Source organism: Deltaproteobacteria bacterium, assembly GCA_005879795.1.
Taxonomy (GTDB): Bacteria; Desulfobacterota; Binatia; order DP-6; family DP-6; genus DP-6.
In genome coordinates this window covers 1-18663 of sequence record VBKJ01000160.1, presented here as the reverse complement: position 1 = coordinate 18663, position 18663 = coordinate 1, and the positions used below count along the sequence as shown (strand labels likewise).

The window sequence follows — 18663 nt, the reverse complement described above, 5'->3', positions numbered from 1 at the left end:
GCGCCGTGGCGTGTCACTTGGCGCACGCTGCGACGCACGCGTGCCGCCAGCGGCACAGGCTTGCCGCCCGCCTCAAGCAATGTGGCCAGCCGGCCCGGCCGGAGCGTCCGCCGCCGCCGGAAGCGTGACGGTGAAGGTGGCGCCCTGCCCGACGGCGCTCTCGAGGGTGATGTCGCCGCCCATCAGGCGCGCGAAGCGGCGGGCCAGCGCGAGCCCCAGGCCCACGCCCTTGCGCCGTCCGTCCGCCGGACGGAGCTGGCGGAACATGCCGAACACGGCCTCGTGGTGCTCCGGCGCGATCCCGGGCCCCGTGTCGCTCACCCGGATGGCGACGCCGCCGTCTGCGAGCGCGGCGGCGGTGAGGTGGATGTGCCCCTCGGCCGTGAACTTCGCGGCGTTCGAGAGGAGATTCTGCACGACGACGCGCAGCTTCGCGGCCTCGGCCGCGAGCGGGGGCAGACCGGGGGGGATGTCGGCCTCGAAGGCGAGGTGCTTGTCGCGCACGAGGATCGAGAACCAGTCGGCGAGCTCGCGCAGGAGCGGGATGGGATCCACCGTCTCGCGGCGCCCCGACGTGGTGTCGGCCTCGAGCCGGGAGAGGTCGAGGAACTCCTCCGCCAGCTCGAGGAGGTAGGCGGCGTTGCCGCGCACTTTGTCGAGGACCGGTCCGGTCGCGGGGTCGCACGCGCCGAAGGCGCCGTCGCGCAGCAGGTCGACGTAGCCGACGATCACGTTGAGCGGGGTGCGGAACTCGTGGGACACGCCGCCCAGCAGCTCGGTCTTGAGCCGCTCCGCGAGCTGGAAGCGCGTGAGCTCCCGGTGCGCGGTGACGGCCGCGTCCACCAGCACGAGGAGACGCTCCGGCCCGTCCGCCATGGCGTGGTAGCTGTGGAGGCCGAGGCGGCGAAGAAGGTCGCGCGGCGGCGCCTCCTCCCGGTCGGCAGCCGCGACGACGACCTGGGCGGCCGCATCGCGCTCGCGCAGGCGGCGGGCGAGGACGTCACCGTAGACGGCGCACAGGCGTTGCTCGACGATCAGCACGGCTGCCGCCTCGGCATCGAGAAGCGTGAAGGCGGCCCGCGCGCTCTCGGCCGCGAGCGCGCGGTGGCCTTCGGCCTCGAGCACCGCGCGCAGGGACCCGAGGAGATCCGCGCGCTCGCTCACCACGAGGAGCGTGACCCGGCTCACACCCGGCTGCGATCGACCGTTCATGTGTCATGCGCCGCCCGCGACACACGGCGCCAACCGGCGCTCTGCACGTTCCGCGCCGCGCGCGAGCCGAGGGGCGGCCTCGGTTTTCCAACGGCGCCGCGCCGCGCAGGGGCGCTGGAGCGTGGCACACGTGTCAGCGCGGACACATCGCGGCACCCCGAATGCGGGATTGACAGCGTTCAGATGCCCCACCTAGGGTGGTGTCTGTGCTTCGTCCACTGGTCCTCGCCCTCCTGCTGGTCGCCGGGCCGTTGGGTGCGGAATCTCCGCCGCCGTGCCCGTTCGGGCCGGGCGATCTTCCGGCCGTCACGCTGCCACCCGGGACTCTCCACGGGGCGCAGATCCCGATCGACAACGTCGTCGTGATCATGCAGGAAAACCGGGCCTTCGATCATTACTTGGGGCAGCTCCACCGAGAGGGGCAGCCCCAGGCCGAGGCGGAGCCGAAGAACGCGTCGAACCCGGATCCGACCAGCCCGAACGGTCGGCCGATCACGGCCTTCCATCAGACCCGCTACTGCGAGTGCGCTGACCTCGATCATTCCTGGAACGGCACGCACCGCGAGTGGGACAACGGCGCGATGGACGGCTTCACGGCCGCCAACGTCGATCCCTGCGACCCGACCGGCAGCCGCACGATGGGCTTCTACGACAAGCGCGACTTGCCCTTCTACTACGGGCTCTACAAGACGTTCGCGATCGGGGACCGCTTCTTCTGCTCGACGCTGACCCAGACGTTCCCGAACCGCTTCTACCTGCTCGCCGGCACGTCGTTCGGCCACATCCAGAACGATCTGCCGAGCAGCCCCACCGAGTTCTCGCAGCGGACCATATTCAACCTGCTCGACGAGGCGGTTCCACCCGTCACCTGGAAGGTGTACTTCTCGCAGGTCGCCTTCGCCGACATATTCGCGTACGTGCGCAATACCCGCCAGGTGAACGTCGTGCCGATAGACCAGTACTTCAGCGATGCGGCGGCGGGGACGCTCCCGCAGGTGTCGTTCGTCGACCCCATCTTCCTCGGCCCGAAGAACGTCGAGAACGACGAGCACCCGCCCGCCAACATCCAAGTGGGCCAGGAGTTCGTCTCCCGGGTGGTCCGGGCGCTGCTCGCGAGCCCGCAGTGGCCCCGCGCGGCCCTCTTCCTCACCTACGACGAGCACGGCGGCTTCTTCGACCACGTGCCGCCGCCGCCGGCCTGTGTGCCGGACGGCATCCCGCCGATGCTCGAGGCCAGCGACGTGCCGGGGGCCTTCGACCGCTACGGCATCCGGGTGCCGGCGGCGGTCGTGTCGCCCTTCTCGCGCCCCCACTCCGTCTCCCACACGCCCCACGACCACACCTCGATCCTGCGCTTCATCGAGACGCGCTTCGACCTCCCGGCGCTCACCGCCCGCGACGCGAACGCCGACCCGATGCTCGAGTTCTTCGACTTCACGGGGCCTCAGTTGCTGAAGCCGCCCTCGCTGCCGGCCGCGACCATCGACCCCGCGCACTTCGCAGAGTGCGCATCTGGATAGCCGAGGAGCGCGGTCGCCTGCTCTCGCCCGCAACCAGCGGGCGGGCGTGAAATTCGACCCGCAGCGCTCGCTGCCCGCTCCTCCAGAGGCCCGGGTGCCGCCGTGCGTCGCGAGCCGAGGCAACCTTGACAAACCGACGATGCACCGGATACTTGCCTCTCGCTCAGCGTCGTGCCGCGGGGTGGAGCAGCCAGGTAGCTCGCGAGGCTCATAACCTCGAGGTCGGTGGTTCAAATCCACCCCCCGCAATGTCCGAGCCGCGCCCTGGCCGCGGGCTCGACGGTCAGGCGGGTCCGGGCGATCTCGTCCCGGGCCCGCCCGCCTCGTCCTCCGCGCCGACGATGGCGCGCAGGCCGCGGTCGTAGGTGAAGTAGTTCCACGCCCAGTCCACCAGCACGACCAGGCGATTGCGGAAGCCGATCAGCATGACGAGGTGGACGACGAGCCAGGCCCACCAGGCGAGGCGGCCCGTGAGACGCACGCCGTTCACGACCGCGACGGCACGGCTCCGCCCGATGGTCGCCATCGAGCCCTTGTCGGCATAGCGGAAGGGGAGGAGCGGCTCGCCGCGGCGCGCACGCCGCACGTTCTCGGCCGCGAGCTCGCCCTGCTGGATCGCCACCTGCGCCACCTGCGGCAGGCGCTCAGCGCCCTCGACCAGCGCCACGTCCCCGGCGGCGAACACCGCCGGGAAGCCGGGGACCTGGAGCGTCGGCGCGACGCACAGCCGCCCGCTCCGCCCGGTCGGCAGCCCGAGCCGCGCCGCGACCGGCGCCGCGCGGATGCCCGCCGCCCAGATGACCGTCCTGGTCGCCAGGCGCTCCCCGCCCGAGAGCTCGACGTGATCCCCGGCCACGCGCTCGACGCGCCGGCCGGTCAGCACCTCGACGCCGAAGGCCTCGAGGTCGCGGCGGGCACGCGCGCGGAGCGCCGCCGGGTAGGGCGGGAGGACGTGCTCGCCTGCCTCGAGGACGACCAGGCGAAGCTCGGCGGGATCCACCGTGCGATAGTCGCGCGGCACCACGTGGCGGCGGAATTCGGCGAGCGCGCCTGCCATCTCGACCCCGGTCGCGCCGGCGCCCACGATGAGGAAGGTGAGGAGCGCGGCGCGGGCCGCGGAGTCGGTGCACACGGCGGCGCGCTCGAGCGTGCGCAACACGTGGTTGCGCAGCGCCCGCGCGTCGTCCAGCTGGTAGAGGTGGAAGGCGTGCTCGCGCACGCCGGGGATGCCGAAGTCCTCCGCCGCTCCGCCGGTGCACACGATGAGATGCGAGTAGGCGATGCGCTCGCCGCCCGCGGTCACGAGGGTGCGGCCCGCGGGGTCGCCCCCGACCACGCGCGCCAGGCGGAAGTCGACCGCGCGCAGGCGGCGGAGGATGCTGCGCGCGGGGTAGGCGATCTCCTGGGGCTCGAGGCCGGCGGTCGCCACCTGGTAGAGGAGGGGCAGGAAGCAGTGGTAGTTGTGCGCGTCGACCCAGAGGGTGCCGACGCCGGCGCGCCCGAGCCGGCGCACGGCGCGCAGCCCGGCGAAGCCGGCGCCCAGCACGACGACGGGCGGAGACGCGGGCGCTCCCATCCACTTGCTCTCGCGGGACGCCCTCATCTAGCATCACGTGCCGTGCGGACCTACACGGGCGGCTGCCACTGCGGGCGCGTCCGCCTCGAGGTGACGGCCGACCTGACCCGCGTGAGCGAGTGCAACTGCTCCATCTGCACGCGCAAGGCCTACCTTCACCTGATCGTGCCGCCCGACCGCTTCCGCCTGCTGGCCGGCGAGGCGGACCTCGCGACCTACCAGTTCGGCACCATGACGGCGCGCCACCACTTCTGCCGCCACTGCGGCGTGGCGAGCTTCTACGTGCCGCGCTCGCACCCCGATTCAATCGACGTGAACGTGCGCTGCCTCGACGGCGTGGACCTCGCCACGCTGACGCCCCGGCCGTTCGACGGGCGGCACTGGGAGGCGAGCATCGGCACGCTGGAGGTCTAGGTGCCTGCCCCGCGCGACCCGTACGAGGGCCTCCTCGAGCCCATCGCCGTGCGCCGTGCGCTTCGGCTGCGGCGCATGTTCGGCTGCTGGGCCTACTACGCGGACGATCGCCTGGTGTGGGTGAGCGCGGCCGGGCGGCCGCCGTGGCACGGCATCCTCGTGCCGACCGCGCGCGAGCATCACACGGCGCTGCGGCGCGCGGTCCCGGCGCTGCGCGTCCATCCCGTGCTCGGCAAGTGGCTCTATCTCCCGGCGCGCCATCCCGAGTTCGAGGCGGTCGCGGACCTGGTCGCCGGGCTCATCGCCGACGGCGACGCGCGCATCGGCGTCGTGGCGCCGCCCCGCCGGGGTCTCGGGACGAGAAAGGAGCGTTCGCATGACCGCCAGGGCAGCTGTCCTCCTCGGGCTCTTCCTCGTGCTCGCCGCGCTCGTGCACGGAGGCTTCTACGCCGCGGGACACGACTTCGTGGTGAACCGCTTCACGGGTCGCTTCGAGTTCGTGCCCGCCGAGGCCGAGGACGAGGCCAACACCCCGGTGCGCTCCGTGCATGCCTTGACCTCGCGCAGACCCGAGGCTAGGGTCGACCGCTCGGTGCGCGGGGCGGCGTGGCAGGCAATCCGTGCCGGGAGGTGATCCCATGGCAGGTGGACGAGCGTTCAAGAGCAACGTGCGCGAGCGGCGCGAGGCCGAGCGCCGCATGAAGGCCCTCGAGAAACGGCAGAAGAAGGAAGAGAAGCGCCGGCAGGCGGCCGAGCAGGCGGCGCCGCAGCCGCCGCCGGGCACCCCACGTTAGCTGGCGTCATTTCGCTCACCCCGTCCCGGCGCGCGCGCCGGTCGCGTTGACACTCCCGTCTCCCGCCAGTATGAGGCCGTTCGCACGGCGGCGTACCCAAGTGGCTAAGGGAGAGGTCTGCAAAACCTCCATGCACCGGTTCGAATCCGGTCGCCGCCTCTCACGCGCCGATGCGCGCTCTCGTTGCGAGTGTCCTCCTGGCGGCCGTCGCCGCCGGCTGCCGCCTGGCTGACGAGCGCGCCGCGGCGCCGCTGCCCGGCGCCCCACCGTTCGAGGCGGCGTTCGCCCGCCGCCTGGCCGCGGCGGGGTGCCGCTGACCGAGCAGCTCCGCAAGACCGCGCCGCTGACGTAGGCCGGCTCAAGACACGGCGGCCAGCTCGTTCACCTTCGCGGCCATGATGAAGTCGTTCTCGTGCAGCCCCTTGATCTTGTGGGTGTAGAAGACGACGCGGCAGTAGCCCCAGCCGAAGCTCACGTCGGGGTGATGGCCCTCCACCTCGGCGACCTCGGCGATCTTCTCGACCAGCCGCAGCGCGGAGGCGAAGTCGTCCGTCGTGAAGGTGCGCTCGATGCGGGTCGCATCGGCGGCGAGGGTCCAGCCCGGCGTCTCCCGGAGGAGACGCTCCGCCTCGGCGCGGGAGAGCGGCGGGACGCCGCCCCGACAGGGCGTGCACTGCTTGGCGGTGAGACTCATGGCGACCTCCTAGCCGCTTTGCGCGGCGGATCCAATGGGCGGTGGCATCCGCCTCGGCAGTCGGGCTATGGTCCGCGCCCGTGCGCGAGGCACGCAGCCGCGACGAGCAGCAGTCCCCCCTCGAGGCCGCCGCCGCGCTCGCCCCGCGCATCCGGGCCGCGGCCGAGGCGACCGAGCGCCAGCGCCGGCTCTCGGCCGAGCTGGTGCACGCGCTCGCCTCCGGCGGCATCTTCCGCATGTGCGTGCCGCGCGCGCTCGGTGGGGGCGAGGTCGACCCGTCGACGATGATCCAGGCGATCGAGACCATCGCCGCGGCCGACGGTGCCGCCGGCTGGTCGGCGATGATCGGCGCCACGAGCGGCGTGGCGAGCGCCTACCTCGCCGAGGACGCGGCCCGGGAGATCTACGGGAGCGACCCGGACGTCGTGACCGGCGGCGCCTTCGCGCCCCTCGGGAGGGCGACGGTGGTCGACGGCGGTTACCGCGTGACCGGCCGCTGGCCGTTCGCGAGCGGCTGCGAGCACTGCGGCTGGCTCATGGGCGGCAGCGTCGTGCTCGACGGCGGGCAGCCCCGGCTCCTTTCGAGCGGCACGCCCGACAACCGCCTCATGCTCTTTCCCGCCGCCGCGGTCCGCATCATCGACACCTGGGACGTGGCCGGGCTGCGCGGCACGGGCAGCCACGACATCGCGGTCGAGGATCGCTTCGTGCCCGCCGCCCGCTCGCTCTCGCTCCTGACCGACCGGCCGTGCTTCGGCGGGCCGCTCTACGCCTTTCCCGTCTTCGGCCTCCTGGCCCTCGGCATCGCCGCCGTCGCGCTCGGCATCGCCCGCCGCGCGCAGGGTGAGCTGATCGCGCTCGCGCGGGGCAAGACGCCGAGCGGCAGCCGCCGTCTCCTCGCGGAGCGGCCGGTCATCCAGGCCGAGGTCGCCCGGGCGGAGGCGATGCTCGGTGCGGCGCGCGCCTTCCTCCTGGAGACGGTGGACGCGGCGTGGGAACGCGCGCAGGCGAGGGGCGCGATCGAGGTCCGGGAGCGGGCGCGCCTGCGGCTCGCGGCGACCCACGCCACTCTCGCCTCGGCGCGCGCCGTCGATCTCGCGTACGGCGCGGGCGGCGGCACGGCGGTCTACGCGGCGAGCCCGCTCCAGCGCTGCTTCCGCGACATCCACGTGGCGACGCAGCACATGATGGTGGCGCCCGCGACCCTCGAGCTCGCCGGCCGCATCCTGCTCGGCCTCGAGGCCGACACCGCGATGCTGTGAGGAGCGAGGACTTCACGGATGCGCTCAACGTCGCCTTCGACACCTCGACGGCGCTCGAGCTGCTGACCTTCCACAGCGAGGACCACCGTGAGGCGCTGGCGGCGCTGCGTGAGAAGCGGCCGCCTGTGTTCAAGGGACGGTGATGCTGATGGACCTCTTCGAGGCGCTCTCCACGACGCGGGCCGTGCGCCGCTTCACCGGCGAGCCGATCTCCGCCGCCGACATCATGACCTGCATCCGCGCCGCGACCCAGGCGCCGAGCGGCGGCAACATCCAGCCGTGGCAGTTCCTGGTGGTGACCGACGCTGTGACGCGCCGCGCACTCGGCCAGGTCTACCGCCGCGCCTACGATCGCTACGAGCCGGCGTTGCTCCGGGCGCGGGCCCCGGCGCGCACGCCCGAGGAGGAGGCGAGCTTCGCGCGCATGCGAGCCGCGTCCCGCCACCTGGCCGAGCACCTGGGCGAGGCGCCCGCGCTGGTGCTGGTCCTCATGCCCAATATCTCGATGACGCTCGAGGACGCCGAGGGGCCGCTCGACGTGGGCACGCCCTTCGCGTCGGTCTACCCCGCGGTGCAGAACCTGATGCTCGCCGCCCGCGGGCTCGGCATCGGCACGACGCTGACGACCGTCTACCGCGTCTACCAGGACGAGGTGCGGACGATCTGCGGCATCCCCGAGCGCTACGAGATCGTGGCCCTCGTGCCGATGGGCCGACCCGTCCGCCCGTTCCGCGTCGGGCGCCGGCGCCCGGTGGAGCGGGTGACGCACTGGGACCGCTTCGGGGCGAAGCGGGGCTGAAGCGTCACGCGCCGCCAGCCCGCGGGGCGGGCCAGCGTCGCGGCCGGCGGCTGCCCGCTGGTCGACATCCAGCGCGCGCGGTGGAAGGCGGTCGCGGCGAGCTCCATGCGAAGCGCGCGGGGCGGCGACCCCTCCACGCCGAGCGCCTTCCACGGGATGCGCACCTCCGCGGTGATGCGCGGCTGGTCGGCGCCGAAGTAGGTCACGACCGCAGCGGGGACCGGCGTGCACCGGTCGCCGTCCATCCGGCAGAGGACGGGCCGCATCTCGTACCTGGCCGCGGGCGACGGGACGACGCGCGGCGGGACGACGTAGAGCGCGAAGCGACGCGGCCCGTGCCCGGCGTCGATCCCCCAGTCGACGTGGAAGCACTCGGCGAGCGGGAGGTCCTGGTCGGCGGCGAGCAGCTCGGGCGCGTAGTAGTCCATGGCGATGGTGGCGAGCGAGAGACCCTCGCGGTCCCAGGCGACGTACAGGTCACCGAAGACGACCTCGGGCGCAGGCGCTTCGAGGGCGACGAGGGCCCGCTCCTTCGGCCAATCGGCGAGGGAGCGGTCGCGCGGGTCGATCGCGGCCTCGGGAAGCTCCGCGCGCGGCGGCGGCGCGGGGCGGGCGTCGCGGTGGAGCGCCGCCAGGCGGGCGTTCACCTCGCCGAGCGCGCTGACCAGCCGCCCGTAGGGCCGGTCGTCGACGTCGACCAGCCCGAAGTTGTAGTCCTCCCCGTCGTCGCGCCCGCCGCGCGGATGGTCGTAGTACTGGAACCAGTGCGCGCCGATGATCTCCGGCTCGCGCCCGAAGCGCGCCGCGGCGGCGGCCGCGCCGCGCGCCCGCTCGGCCTGCGTCGCGACGGTCATCAGGTGGCCGTTGTTGCGGTTCCCGGTGCGGTTCTCGTTCGCGGCGAAGAACCACTCCGAGACGAGGATCGGCTTGCCGCCGCTGAGCGCGCGGAGGCCGTCGAAATAGTAGCGCGCGATCCAGCCGTCGGGGCTGTCGACGTTGTAATTGGTGGCGATGGCGTCGACCCAGGGCGCCATGGCGCGCACCGCCGCCGGGTCGTAATAGATGGGGAGCCGGTCGCCGAAGAGGAGCGCGTCGGGATCGGCGGCACGGAGCGCGTCGTGGGCGAGATGGTAGTAGCGCTCGGCGACGATGCCGGTCCAGCGGCGGACGACCTGGATGCCGCTGCCACCCGGCCGCAGATGGGGCGCCGCCCCCTCGTGCCGCAGGAGGTCCGCGAAGGAGGCGACACCGGGCGGCGGGATGAAGTCGGCGGCGAAGCGCTCCCAGTCGTCGCCGTAGGCTTCGCGCAGGAGCGCCACGAGCCGCTGCTTGGTGTGATTCATCTCGGCCTTCTCCAGGTAGAAGGCGAAGAGCGCGCCGTTCCACCAGCCCACCTCGTTGTCGGAGAAGTAGCCGATGCGGAAGGGGCTGTGCTCGTACGGCGCGACCAGGCGGCGGGCGGCGACGCGCATGCGCTCGTCGGTCGCGGGGTCGAAGGGATCGACCCAGTGGAAGCGCGCGCTGCGGCCGAGCTCCAGGTCGGGGATGGCGGGGAGCGCCAGGACGTCGGGCGAGAGCGACGTGGCGCCCGCGGTGTTGAAGCCCCACGCCGTTGCACGGGCGCGCGTGGTCGCCGACCAGGCATCGAGGCTCGGGTAGAAGGAGCCCCAGTAATAGGCGGTGCGCCCCCCGACTTCGGGCGCGGGTGCACCGCCGTCGAGCGTGTTGAGGCCGACCGAGAAGAACAGGTCGCCGCAGGGTGTGACGAGCCAGTCGACGCCGTGGCGCGACACGAGGCGCCAGCGCGCGCCCGGTGCCTGCGCGAAGTCGCGGCAGGCAGGGGCGCGCCCAGGGCTCGCGAGCACCAGGGCGGCGGCGAGGAAGGCGAGGTGGACGAACCGGTTCGTGCCGGATGGTCCTATATCATTTGGAGTTGGCAGCAACGGGACCCGGGGAGGCGCGGGGCGCCTCACCGGGTGCCCTGGGTCGCTACTTCGTCGCCGGGGCGTGGGCGGCCTTCGGCTTCGTGAGGCTGTGACGCTTGTGCCCGCGACGGTGGGTCGCGGGCCTCTTCGCCATGGCCAGGTTCTTCGACTCCGACGTGGCGGGCGCGACCTTGGCGCTGTCCGGCGCCTTCTTGCGGGTGGCATCCGCGGCCTTGGTCGCGGGGGCAGCGGGGGCCGTCGCCGCGGGCGCCGTCTCGGCGGCGAGCACCGGGGCGGCGATCAGGCCGACGGCCAACAGGGACACGGCGATTCGCTTCATCGTCAGGGATCCTCCTTGGGCGCCGTGTACACGGCAGCGGGCCGCCGGGTTACGACAGCCGGGTCACGCGGGCCTTGACGGCGACGGCCCGTTTCGGGACTGATGCCGGACGCCATGGCCCCTGCGTCGCCCGGCTTCGCCGCGCCTTCCCCCGTCGAGCGCCTGTTCAACCGGGTGTTCGGGCTCCTCGTGGGCTTGGGACTCGGCCTCCCCCACAACTACCTGCTCGAGGTGCGCGGGCGGAAGAGCGGGCGGCCCTACTCGACGCCGGTGGACGTGCTCGAGCACGGCGGCCGACGCTTCCTGGTCGCGGGGCGCGGGGAGACGCAGTGGGTCCGGAACGCGCGCGCCAGCGGGCAGGTCACGCTGCGCAGGGGCATGCGGCGCGAGGAGTGCCGGTTGCGGGCCCTCTCCGACCAGGAGAAGCCCGCGGTGCTGAAGGCCTACCTGGATCGCTTCAAGACGACCGTGCGGCGCTACTTCCCGATCCCTGCAGGCTCGCCGGTCGAGCGCTTCGCACCCGTCGCCGCGGGCTATCCGGTCTTCGAGCTGCTCGCGGAGAGGGCGACCGAAGGACATCCGAGCAGTGCCGACTGAGCGAGTGCGGCGGGCCGTGGCATACCTCGAAGGGGGAAATGCCGATGTCGCGTCCCTCCACGAGATGGGGCTCACGGCCGCGGACGTGGACGAGGTGCTGGGGCTCGTCGCCTGGGGCGACAAGGCGTCGCTGGAAGTGAAGGACGCCCTCGAGCGCCTGTACGAGACGCGCGTCACGGAGGAGGAGAGGGCGGGCCTGGCGACGCCGCTGGTGGTGGTGAAGGAGCAGAGGGGGCGGTCCAGGCGCCTCCTCATCCTGCTGGCCGGGATCGGCGCCCTGGTCCTGGCCGTGCTCATATGGAGGGCGCGTCACCCGTAGGCCCCGGGATCGGGATTCAGCATTGGATCCCGGTGACACAGCGCGTCGGGGCGGGGCGGCGAGCCGCCAACAACATCATCTCCGCTCGCCCGGACACGGTATTGCCCGCGCGCCGGCCCCGGATCTTGTATGGACTCGAAGGAAGTCGCGTGTCCGGTACGAAGGAGATCCTGCATGTCGAGGTGGACCGGGGACGAGCTCTCGTCAGCCGCAGCCTGGAGCTGCACAGGATCTGGTCCGCAGTGCAGCGTGTCGCTCCCGCCGACGGTCCCGTCCTGATCACCGGCGAGACTGGCACCGGCAAGGAAAGCGTCGGACGGCTGATTCACAAGCTGAGCCCGCGCGCCGCGAAGGAGTTCGTGTCCCTGGACTGCGATGCGGTCGCGCCCTCGTCGCTCGAGAGCGAGCTGTTCGGACACGAGCGGGGCGCGTTCACCGGAGCCGACCGCCGCCGGGTGGGCGTCTTCGAGCTGGCGCACGGCGCCACACTGTTCCTGGACGAGATCGAAAACCTCCCTCTCGAAACGCAGGCGAAGCTCCTCCGCGTCCTGCAGGATGGCAAGTTCCGCCGGCTCGGGGACCACCAGCCGATCCGCAGCGGCTTCCGCCTCGTCATCGCGGCTAGCACCGACCTGGGCGCCGCCGTGCGGGCGGGGGCCTTCCACGAGGATCTCCTTCACCGCCTGCAAGTCGTCCACATCCATCTCCCGCCGCTGCGCGAGCGGCGCGAGGACATCCCGCTCCTGGTGAGCTACTTCGTCGATCAGAAGCGACTCATGCGGAGGCGGCCCCGTGTCCAGCGAGTGAGCCACCAGGCGGTCGATCTCCTCATGTCCCACGACTGGCCCGGCAACGTGCGCGAGCTGGAGAACGTGATCGAGACGGCGGTCGTTGCCTGCTCGAGCGATACCATAGAGCCGGCCCACCTCGTCTTCGGGGGAGCCGGGGCCGCCCCGGGACCGTCGGCCGCCGAGCTCGACCTGCCTTTTCGCACCGCTCGCCAGCGCACGCTCGCGACCTTCGAAACGCTCTATCTTCTGGCCCAGCTCCGCCGCTACAGGGGGAGGACCGTGCTCGTAGCCCAGCATGCCGGGATCACCCCGAAGCACGTCCGTGCACTCATGAAGCGCCACGGGATCAGGCGCCGCGACTTCCGCCCTCCGGTTCGGCCCCGCCCGATCTCCGCATCCGAGAGGCAGGATGGGCAGGACCTGCACGCCTGAGCGCCCGAGCGGACCCATCGGCGCCGTGTGCATTCGGCTGCAATGACGTCCCCATGAGCCCATAGACTTGTAACGTTTACCTACTCTTACTGTAACTCCTACCTTGCTCGCCCTGGCCTCTCGGCCGTCGGGAATCGCCCGGACGCAGCTCGGCTGAACGTACCCGGGAGGTGCGTTTGTCCGGGCCCGAGGGCCTGAAATCGCTGGACCGTCGCCCATGCGCAATCGCACCGCGGCGGTGCCTTTCCTGCTCCCAGCAGATCGCCCGCTGGACGGCGGCGTTTCGAGTCGAGGCAAACCTCCGCGGTACGTTGTCTTACCGGGACTCGGGCTCGGGGACATCGCAGCTTGGCACTAGCGCGGTCGGGCTGATCCGGTCCCGCGCGACGAGATGAGACCTTGGTCCCCGGCGAGGCGTTGGTGTCCCGACGGGAGCGCCGCGGCATGGTCGTTGCAAGTCACCTCCGCGTCATCGCGTAGAAATCGAGAGGAAGAAAACCGCCGCGACCCAGCCTCGAGCCGAGAAGTCCGCCGTGAAGTGTCCCTGCCTCTACAGCAGCGTCGCCCCCATCTGTCGTGCGGACACCGAGTCAATGCGCATTCCACCCACCGTGCATCTGAACCGCTTCTGCCTGAGCGAGCACTACCGGCGCTGCGACCTCTACCGCCGCTTCCTCGGAATCCTCGCCGAGAAGCCGGAGAAGTGGCGCGCGCTGCGCGCGCGCGGGGAGCGCACCGGCGGCGAGCCCGCTGGCTCTCGGGAAGATATCCCCGCGCTGAAGCCCTAGGAGATGCGTCCAGCCATGCAGCCCGGAGAGACGAGCGTGAGAGCACCCCTCGGAGGGGGGCGGTGGCCCGCTGGGGCGATGCTCTTCCTTCTCCTTTGCCTGGGGCTGGTGCCGCCCGTGCGGGCAGACGTCTCCCCATCGCTCCGGTGTCGGCGCGGGACGGTGCTCGTGCGGACCGACATCAAGACCTGCCCGACCGAGCGCGGCCGACCGGCGAGCACCGTCGAGCGTGCCTGCTGCCAGGGGAGGAGCGGGAAGATCCAGTGCATGCACTACCCCCAGTGCCCGACTCGATCTCCCTCGTGAGCCGTGAGGCGCAGAGCATGCTGAGCGTCGAGAGGAAAGGGAAGCGGCGCCCGCGAGAGCGGGCATCCCGCCCGATGCGGGGGTTGGCCACCACGGTCGCTACGGTGCTGCTCCTCGGGCCGCTCGGCGGCGGCTGCGCCCCGGGACCGAAGCCGCGGGCGAAGACTGCCGCCGCGGGAGCACCAGGATCGCCGGCCGTCGCTCCGGGCGACGTGATGAGTTCCCGCGACCGCGCCCGTCTCGAGGCCCTTGCGGCCGAGCGCACGAAGGAGCGGGACGACGGCTATCGGATCGGGCCCGACGACCTCCTCGACATCCGCATCCCGGACCTGCTCGAGGGGCAAGGATCGGGCGCGGTGCCCCGGCCGACCCCGGGGACCCTCGGGCCCTCGGCGGTGGCGGGGGCGCCGACCTCCCTGGGCCTGCGGGTGAGCGCCAGCGGGGATGTGAGTCTGCCCCTGATCGGCCCCGTGCACGCCGAGGGGCTCACCCCGACCGAGCTGGAGGCCGAGATCGCGCGGCGGCTCGTGAAGGGAGGGATCCTGCGTGCGCCCCAGGTGAACGTGCAGATCGCGGAGTACCGGAGCCGGGTCGTCGCCGTGGTGGGCAGCGTGGAGCGGCCAGGGCCGTATCCCCTGACGCGGCCCCGGGCGACGCTTGCAGATGTGATCTGGGCGGCCGGGGGACCGAACAAGGAGGCGGGGCGTGTGGTCGAGTTCGTGCCCGCGGCAGGCACGGCGCCGTCCCCGGCGGAGGATGGCGCCCAGGGCCCGGCGCCGATCCGCGTCGATCTCGAGGTTCTGCTCCACACGACGGCCGACCACGGCGGCGGGCTCAACCCGCGCGTGCGCCCGGGCGACGTCATCACGGTCGCCCCCGCCGGCAGCGTTCTCGTCGACGGCTGGATCGAGAAGCCCGGCTCGTACCCCGTCACCCGCGGGCTCACGTTGAGCGGCGCGATCGCGGCGGCAGGCGGGTACCTGTTCCCCGCCGACCGTAGCCACGCCACGGTGAAGCGGGTGCTCGCCCCGGGCGAGGAACGCTCTTTCACCATCGACCTCGGAGCCGTGGCCGAGGGTCGTGCGGGGGACGTGCCCATCACCGACGGTGACGTCGTACGCGTCCCCGCCTCCACCATCCGCCTCCTCCCGTGGGGCGTCTACAGCCTCGCCCGCGGCCTGGTCTACGTGGGCGGCAGCGTGCCGCTCTTCTAGGGGGAGGGAGGTCCAGTGATCGCCCGAACTCCAGTCCCCCTGCGCGGCGCTTCGGCCCCGGAACAGCTCCCCCCTGGGGGCGGATATCTCCCTCCGCCGATCTTCGACGCCGAGTTCAGCGAGCAGCCCCGCCACCTGCGCGCGCACCTCTCGGTCCTCCACAAGCACCGCTGGCTCGCGGTCACGTGCTTCGCCGTGACCGTGGTATCGACGGCCGTCCTCACGCTCCTCACACCCCGCCTCTACACCGCGTCGACGCGTCTGGAGGTCGCGCGCCAGTCACCCATCCAGCTGCGCCTCGAGGGCAACGTGCTGCGCCTGGGCGAGAGCGACCGCGACGCGAACGGCGCCGCGACCTTCGTCGGCATGCAGGTGGCGGCGTTGCGGAGCCGGGATCTTGCGGAGCGCGTCATCCGCGGGCGCGGGCTTGCGGCGAACGATGCCTTCCTCGACCCTCGCCCTCGGCGGCACGGGCTGCTCTCGCTGGGCGAGAGCATGCCGCGGCCCGTCCGTCCGCGCGGTTTCGAGACCGCCCCGGCCCGATCCTCCGCACCGGAGGCGGCGACTCGGACGTCGATCGATCCGGCGCTCATCGACCGCTACATGCGCTATCTCGCGGTCGAGGAGGTGCGCGGGAGCGACGTCGTGGAGGTGCGGTTCACGACCCCGGACCCCTCCCTGTCGGCCTTTCTCGCGGCGGCACACACCCAGGCGTACCTGGAGGCCAACGAAGAGGCGCGCCGCGCCAACGACGTCACGGCCCAGGAGTTCCTCGGGCGCCAGCTCGACGAGTCGCGGCAGCAGGTGGAGCGCGGCGAGGCGGCCCTGAGCCGCTTTGCAGCCGAGCACCCGAACGTCGCTGTCAACGAAGAGCAGAAGACCGTGGCCCAGCGGATCACCGACGTCTCGAGCTTGCTCACGAGGGCGGAAGGGACGCGGGTCGAGCTCCAGACCCAGAACGACTCCCTCGCCAAGAAGCAATACGGCGACCTGCTCGCCTTCTTCCTCGATCGTCCGGGCATCCAGAAGCTGCACCTCGCCCTGCTGGAGCTGCGGGCGCAGCGCGCGGGTCTGGAGGGGCGGCTCGGCCCGAAGCACCCGCAGACGCTGGAGCTGCGGCGCCAGCAGGCGGAGATCGAGGACCAGCTGCGGGCCGAGGTCACGCAGGAGGTCGAGGCGATCCGCGCCCGTTACGACGCCGCGCGGCTCCACGAGGAGGATCTCCGGCGCAAGCTCGCCCGTCTGGGCGCAACGGCGATCCAGCTCCGTGACCTCGGAGCGCGCTACCAGCTTCTCAAGAACAACGTGGAGGGCGCCCACGCCCTGCACGCGTCGCTGCTCAAGCAGCGGAACGAAACGGCGGTGAACGCCGAGCTCGTCGCCTCCAACGTTCGGGTCATCGAGCGGGCCGAGGTGCCGCGCCGACCGAGCAAGCCGAACGTCCCGCTCAACCTCGTCCTCGGAGCACTCGCCGGGCTCGTGCTCGCCGTCGGAGCAGCCTTCGCCTGCGAGTACTTCGACCAGAGCGTCAAGAGCCCCCAGGAGGTCGAGGAGCTGCTCCTGCTGCCGACGCTCGCAACCATTCCCAACTTCGACCAGGCCCGGCGGGGGACGGCGCGGGGCCTCCAGGCCCTCCGGCTGCTGGCCTCGAGCAACGGAGACGGAGCGGCGGCGAGCAACGGGGCGGGGACGACGGAGAGGCTCGACGGCCTCGGCGAGCTGGTCGTGGTGCAAGAGCCATGGTCGCAGGTCGCCGAGGCCTTCCGCAGCCTGCGCACCGCCGTCCTCTTCACGGCCCGAGGCGCTCCGCCCAAGGTCGTCCTCGTGACCAGCGCGCTGGCGGCGGAAGGCAAGACGGTGGCGAGCCTCAACCTGGCCACCGCGCTCGCCGACGCCGGCTCGCGCGTGCTCCTGCTCGACGCGGACCTACGCCACCCGCGGTGCCATCGGACGCTCGGGGTGGACGCCGCCCGGGGGCTGTCGAGCTTTCTTGCGGGACAGCAGGAGCTCGAGAGCGTGATTCACGTCCTCGACAGGCCCGGGCTCTTCTTCATCCCGGCGGGGCCGCCGCCCAAGAACCCCGCCGAGCTCGTGAGCTCCGCGCGGATGCGCCGGGCCCTCGAGGACCTGAAGGCTCGATACGACTTCCTGATCATCGATACGCCGCCCGTGCTGCCGGTGACGGATGCCGTGGTGCTCGCGAGGGAGGTCGACGCCGTGGTGCTCGTGGTGAAGGGGCACGGCACCCCGGGCGGGCTGGTCCGCGAGGCGCGCGATCGGCTGTTGATGGCCGGCGCTCCCATCCTGGGCGTGGTCATGAACGACGTGGATCTGACCTGGGGGGACCTGTACCTCTACGACGGCTACTACGAGCCACCACCGGGCGAGGTGCCCGCATGAGCTCTGCCGTGGTCAGCAGGAGTCCGCGGTCGCGGCCGCCGTCCGGGGTCGTGGACGACGTCGACCGCAAGGTGCTCCTGGCGCTTCAGGCGCTCGTGGTCGGGCTGCCGCTCTGTCTGGGCGGGCGCCAACCCTGGGCAGTGGCCGTCTCCTCGGCAGTGGTACTCGTGTTGCTCGCGGTCACGATCCGCGCACGGCGGCGGCGCGCCGTGGCGCCCCATCCCCCGGGCATCGTCGCGCTCGCCGGCCTGGTCGCGCTCGCCGTGGCGACGACCCTGTCCCTGCCGCCGGCGATGCTCGGGCTGGTCGCCCCCGCCACGGCACGCCTGTACGCCGAGATGCTCCCCGGCTGGCCGGGTAGCGGGGGTTGGACGGTCTGGCGACCCCTCGCCATCGACTCCTACGGTGTCTGGGCGGAGCTCAGCCGGCTGTCGATCGGGCTCGGGGCGTTTCTCGTCACCGTTGCCTATCCCTGGCGCGCGGCGGTCGAGGGAGAAGATGCACGCGCGGTGGTCTTCGATCGGCTGCTGCTCACCTTGCTCGCCGCCGGCGCTCTTCTCGCCGGCTTGGGGCTCCTGTCGGAGGCGACCGGCAACGGCCGGGTCCTCTGGATCACGGGAGCGCCCACCCTCGCCGGGCGCGTGTCGGGCCCCTTCGTGAACCCGAACCACTTCGCCGCCTGGCTCGAGACGCTGATGCCCGCCGCCCTGGTCTACGCCGTGGCGATCGTCGGGCTCGCGTACGGCCGCGTTCGCGAGACCATCGCTGCCGCGCGGGCAAAAGGCATGCACGCGCGGCAGTCCTGGGTCTCAGCGCTGGTCGTCCATCAGCGACGTCTCTGGGCGCCGCTGCTCACCTGCACGGCCCTGCTGATGATGGGAGTCGCACACGCCGGGAGCGGCTCGCGGGGTGGAACGGCCGCGCTGCTCATCGGCCTCGGCGTCGCGAGCACCGGGATCGGCTGGAGCATGCGCTCGGGTCCGAAGCGCACGATGAGTCGGGGACTGACGGCTGCCGGGCTCGCCCTCGGGGCTGCGAGCGGCCTCGCGGTGGCGCTCTGGCTCGCCGCCGAGGCAAGCCCCGCGCTCACCGCCGAGGCCTATGACGTCAGCCTCGCGAGCCGCCTCGCCGTCGCCGCCCAGGGAAGCGCGATCGTACGCGACCATCCGCTGCTCGGCACGGGCCTCGGCTCGTGGCTCCCTGCCTTCCGCCCCTACCAGGCGCCGCCCGTCGAGGGAGGCATCTGGGACCACGCGCACAATGACTACCTCGAGCTGGCG

At 72.3% G+C, this 18663-nt stretch carries 16 protein-coding genes and 2 tRNA genes; 13 read left to right on the top strand and 5 right to left on the bottom strand.

Annotation, left to right across the window (positions count from 1 at the left end):
• Nucleotides 1-72: 72 nt before the first annotated feature.
• Entirely contained in the window at nt 73-1212 is a 1140-nt protein-coding gene (locus E6J59_14090; GenBank protein ID TMB18621.1) for a HAMP domain-containing histidine kinase, read from the bottom strand.
• 206 nt (nt 1213-1418) lie between these two features.
• Between E6J59_14090 and E6J59_14085 the strand changes: the two genes are divergently transcribed.
• Nucleotides 1419-2732 carry an alkaline phosphatase family protein gene (locus E6J59_14085; protein ID TMB18620.1) on the top strand — a complete coding sequence of 438 codons (1314 nt, stop codon included), beginning with the start codon at nt 1419-1421 and terminating at the stop codon, nt 2730-2732.
• A 175-nt stretch (nt 2733-2907) separates the two neighbouring features.
• Nucleotides 2908-2981 (top strand) — tRNA-Met (locus tag E6J59_14080).
• Nucleotides 2982-3015: 34 nt separating this feature from the next.
• Here the strand turns inward: E6J59_14080 and E6J59_14075 are convergent.
• The gene (locus tag E6J59_14075; GenBank protein TMB18640.1) at nt 3016-4308 is read right to left on the bottom strand and encodes an NAD(P)/FAD-dependent oxidoreductase; all 1293 of its coding nucleotides are present in this window, start codon (nt 4306-4308) and stop codon (nt 3016-3018) included.
• A 42-nt stretch (nt 4309-4350) separates the two neighbouring features.
• Between E6J59_14075 and E6J59_14070 the strand changes: the two genes are divergently transcribed.
• The 3 genes from E6J59_14070 (at nt 4351) to E6J59_14060 (ending at nt 5675) form a co-directional block, all read left to right on the top strand.
• Nucleotides 4351-4722 (top strand): GFA family protein, encoded by a 372-nt coding sequence (locus tag E6J59_14070; GenBank protein ID TMB18619.1) that lies wholly within the window; start codon nt 4351-4353, stop codon nt 4720-4722.
• 376 nt (nt 4723-5098) lie between these two features.
• The gene (locus tag E6J59_14065; protein ID TMB18618.1) at nt 5099-5356 is read left to right on the top strand and encodes a hypothetical protein; all 258 of its coding nucleotides are present in this window, start codon (nt 5099-5101) and stop codon (nt 5354-5356) included.
• Nucleotides 5357-5602: 246 nt separating this feature from the next.
• Nucleotides 5603-5675: transfer RNA gene (locus E6J59_14060), tRNA-Cys, on the top strand.
• A gap of 199 nt (nt 5676-5874) precedes the next feature.
• Here E6J59_14060 and E6J59_14055 read toward each other — a convergent pair.
• Nucleotides 5875-6210 carry a 4a-hydroxytetrahydrobiopterin dehydratase gene (locus E6J59_14055; protein ID TMB18617.1) on the bottom strand — a complete coding sequence of 112 codons (336 nt, stop codon included), beginning with the start codon at nt 6208-6210 and terminating at the stop codon, nt 5875-5877.
• A gap of 80 nt (nt 6211-6290) precedes the next feature.
• On the opposite strand from E6J59_14055, the gene E6J59_14050 reads away from it, so the two are divergent.
• Both E6J59_14050 and E6J59_14045 read left to right on the top strand, forming a co-directional pair.
• Nucleotides 6291-7472, top strand: coding sequence for a hydroxylase (locus tag E6J59_14050; protein TMB18616.1), 1182 nt, complete (start codon nt 6291-6293; stop codon nt 7470-7472).
• Between the two features lie 142 nt (nt 7473-7614).
• Nucleotides 7615-8271: a nitroreductase family protein gene (locus E6J59_14045; GenBank protein TMB18615.1), complete on the top strand. Its 657-nt coding sequence runs from the start codon at nt 7615-7617 to the stop codon at nt 8269-8271.
• Here the strand turns inward: E6J59_14045 and E6J59_14040 are convergent.
• A complete protein-coding gene (locus tag E6J59_14040) occupies nt 8154-10214 on the bottom strand; it encodes a hypothetical protein (protein TMB18614.1) in 2061 nt (686 codons plus the stop codon). The two genes, E6J59_14045 and E6J59_14040, sit on opposite strands and share 118 nt — an antisense overlap.
• Nucleotides 10215-10260: 46 nt before the next feature.
• Nucleotides 10261-10536, bottom strand: coding sequence for a hypothetical protein (locus tag E6J59_14035; GenBank protein ID TMB18613.1), 276 nt, complete (start codon nt 10534-10536; stop codon nt 10261-10263).
• 102 nt (nt 10537-10638) lie between these two features.
• Here E6J59_14035 and E6J59_14030 point away from each other — a divergent pair, with 102 nt between their 5' ends.
• From E6J59_14030 to E6J59_14005, 6 genes are all read left to right on the top strand, one after another.
• A complete protein-coding gene (locus E6J59_14030; GenBank protein ID TMB18612.1) occupies nt 10639-11133 on the top strand; it encodes a nitroreductase family deazaflavin-dependent oxidoreductase in 495 nt (164 codons plus the stop codon).
• A 16-nt stretch (nt 11134-11149) separates the two neighbouring features.
• Complete coding sequence (locus E6J59_14025) at nt 11150-11452, top strand: hypothetical protein (protein ID TMB18611.1); 303 nt, start codon at nt 11150-11152, stop codon at nt 11450-11452.
• Complete coding sequence (locus E6J59_14020) at nt 11431-12675, top strand: sigma-54-dependent Fis family transcriptional regulator (GenBank protein ID TMB18610.1); 1245 nt, start codon at nt 11431-11433, stop codon at nt 12673-12675. Before E6J59_14025 ends, E6J59_14020 begins: the two co-directional genes overlap by 22 nt.
• Before the next feature lie 391 nt (nt 12676-13066).
• Entirely contained in the window at nt 13067-14983 is a 1917-nt protein-coding gene (locus tag E6J59_14015; GenBank protein ID TMB18609.1) for a hypothetical protein, read from the top strand.
• Nucleotides 14984-14998: 15 nt separating this feature from the next.
• Nucleotides 14999-17383, top strand: coding sequence for a polysaccharide biosynthesis tyrosine autokinase (locus tag E6J59_14010; GenBank protein TMB18608.1), 2385 nt, complete (start codon nt 14999-15001; stop codon nt 17381-17383).
• 50 nt (nt 17384-17433) lie between these two features.
• The coding region (locus E6J59_14005) for an O-antigen ligase family protein (protein TMB18607.1) at nt 17434-18663 on the top strand (1230 nt) is incomplete at its 3' end.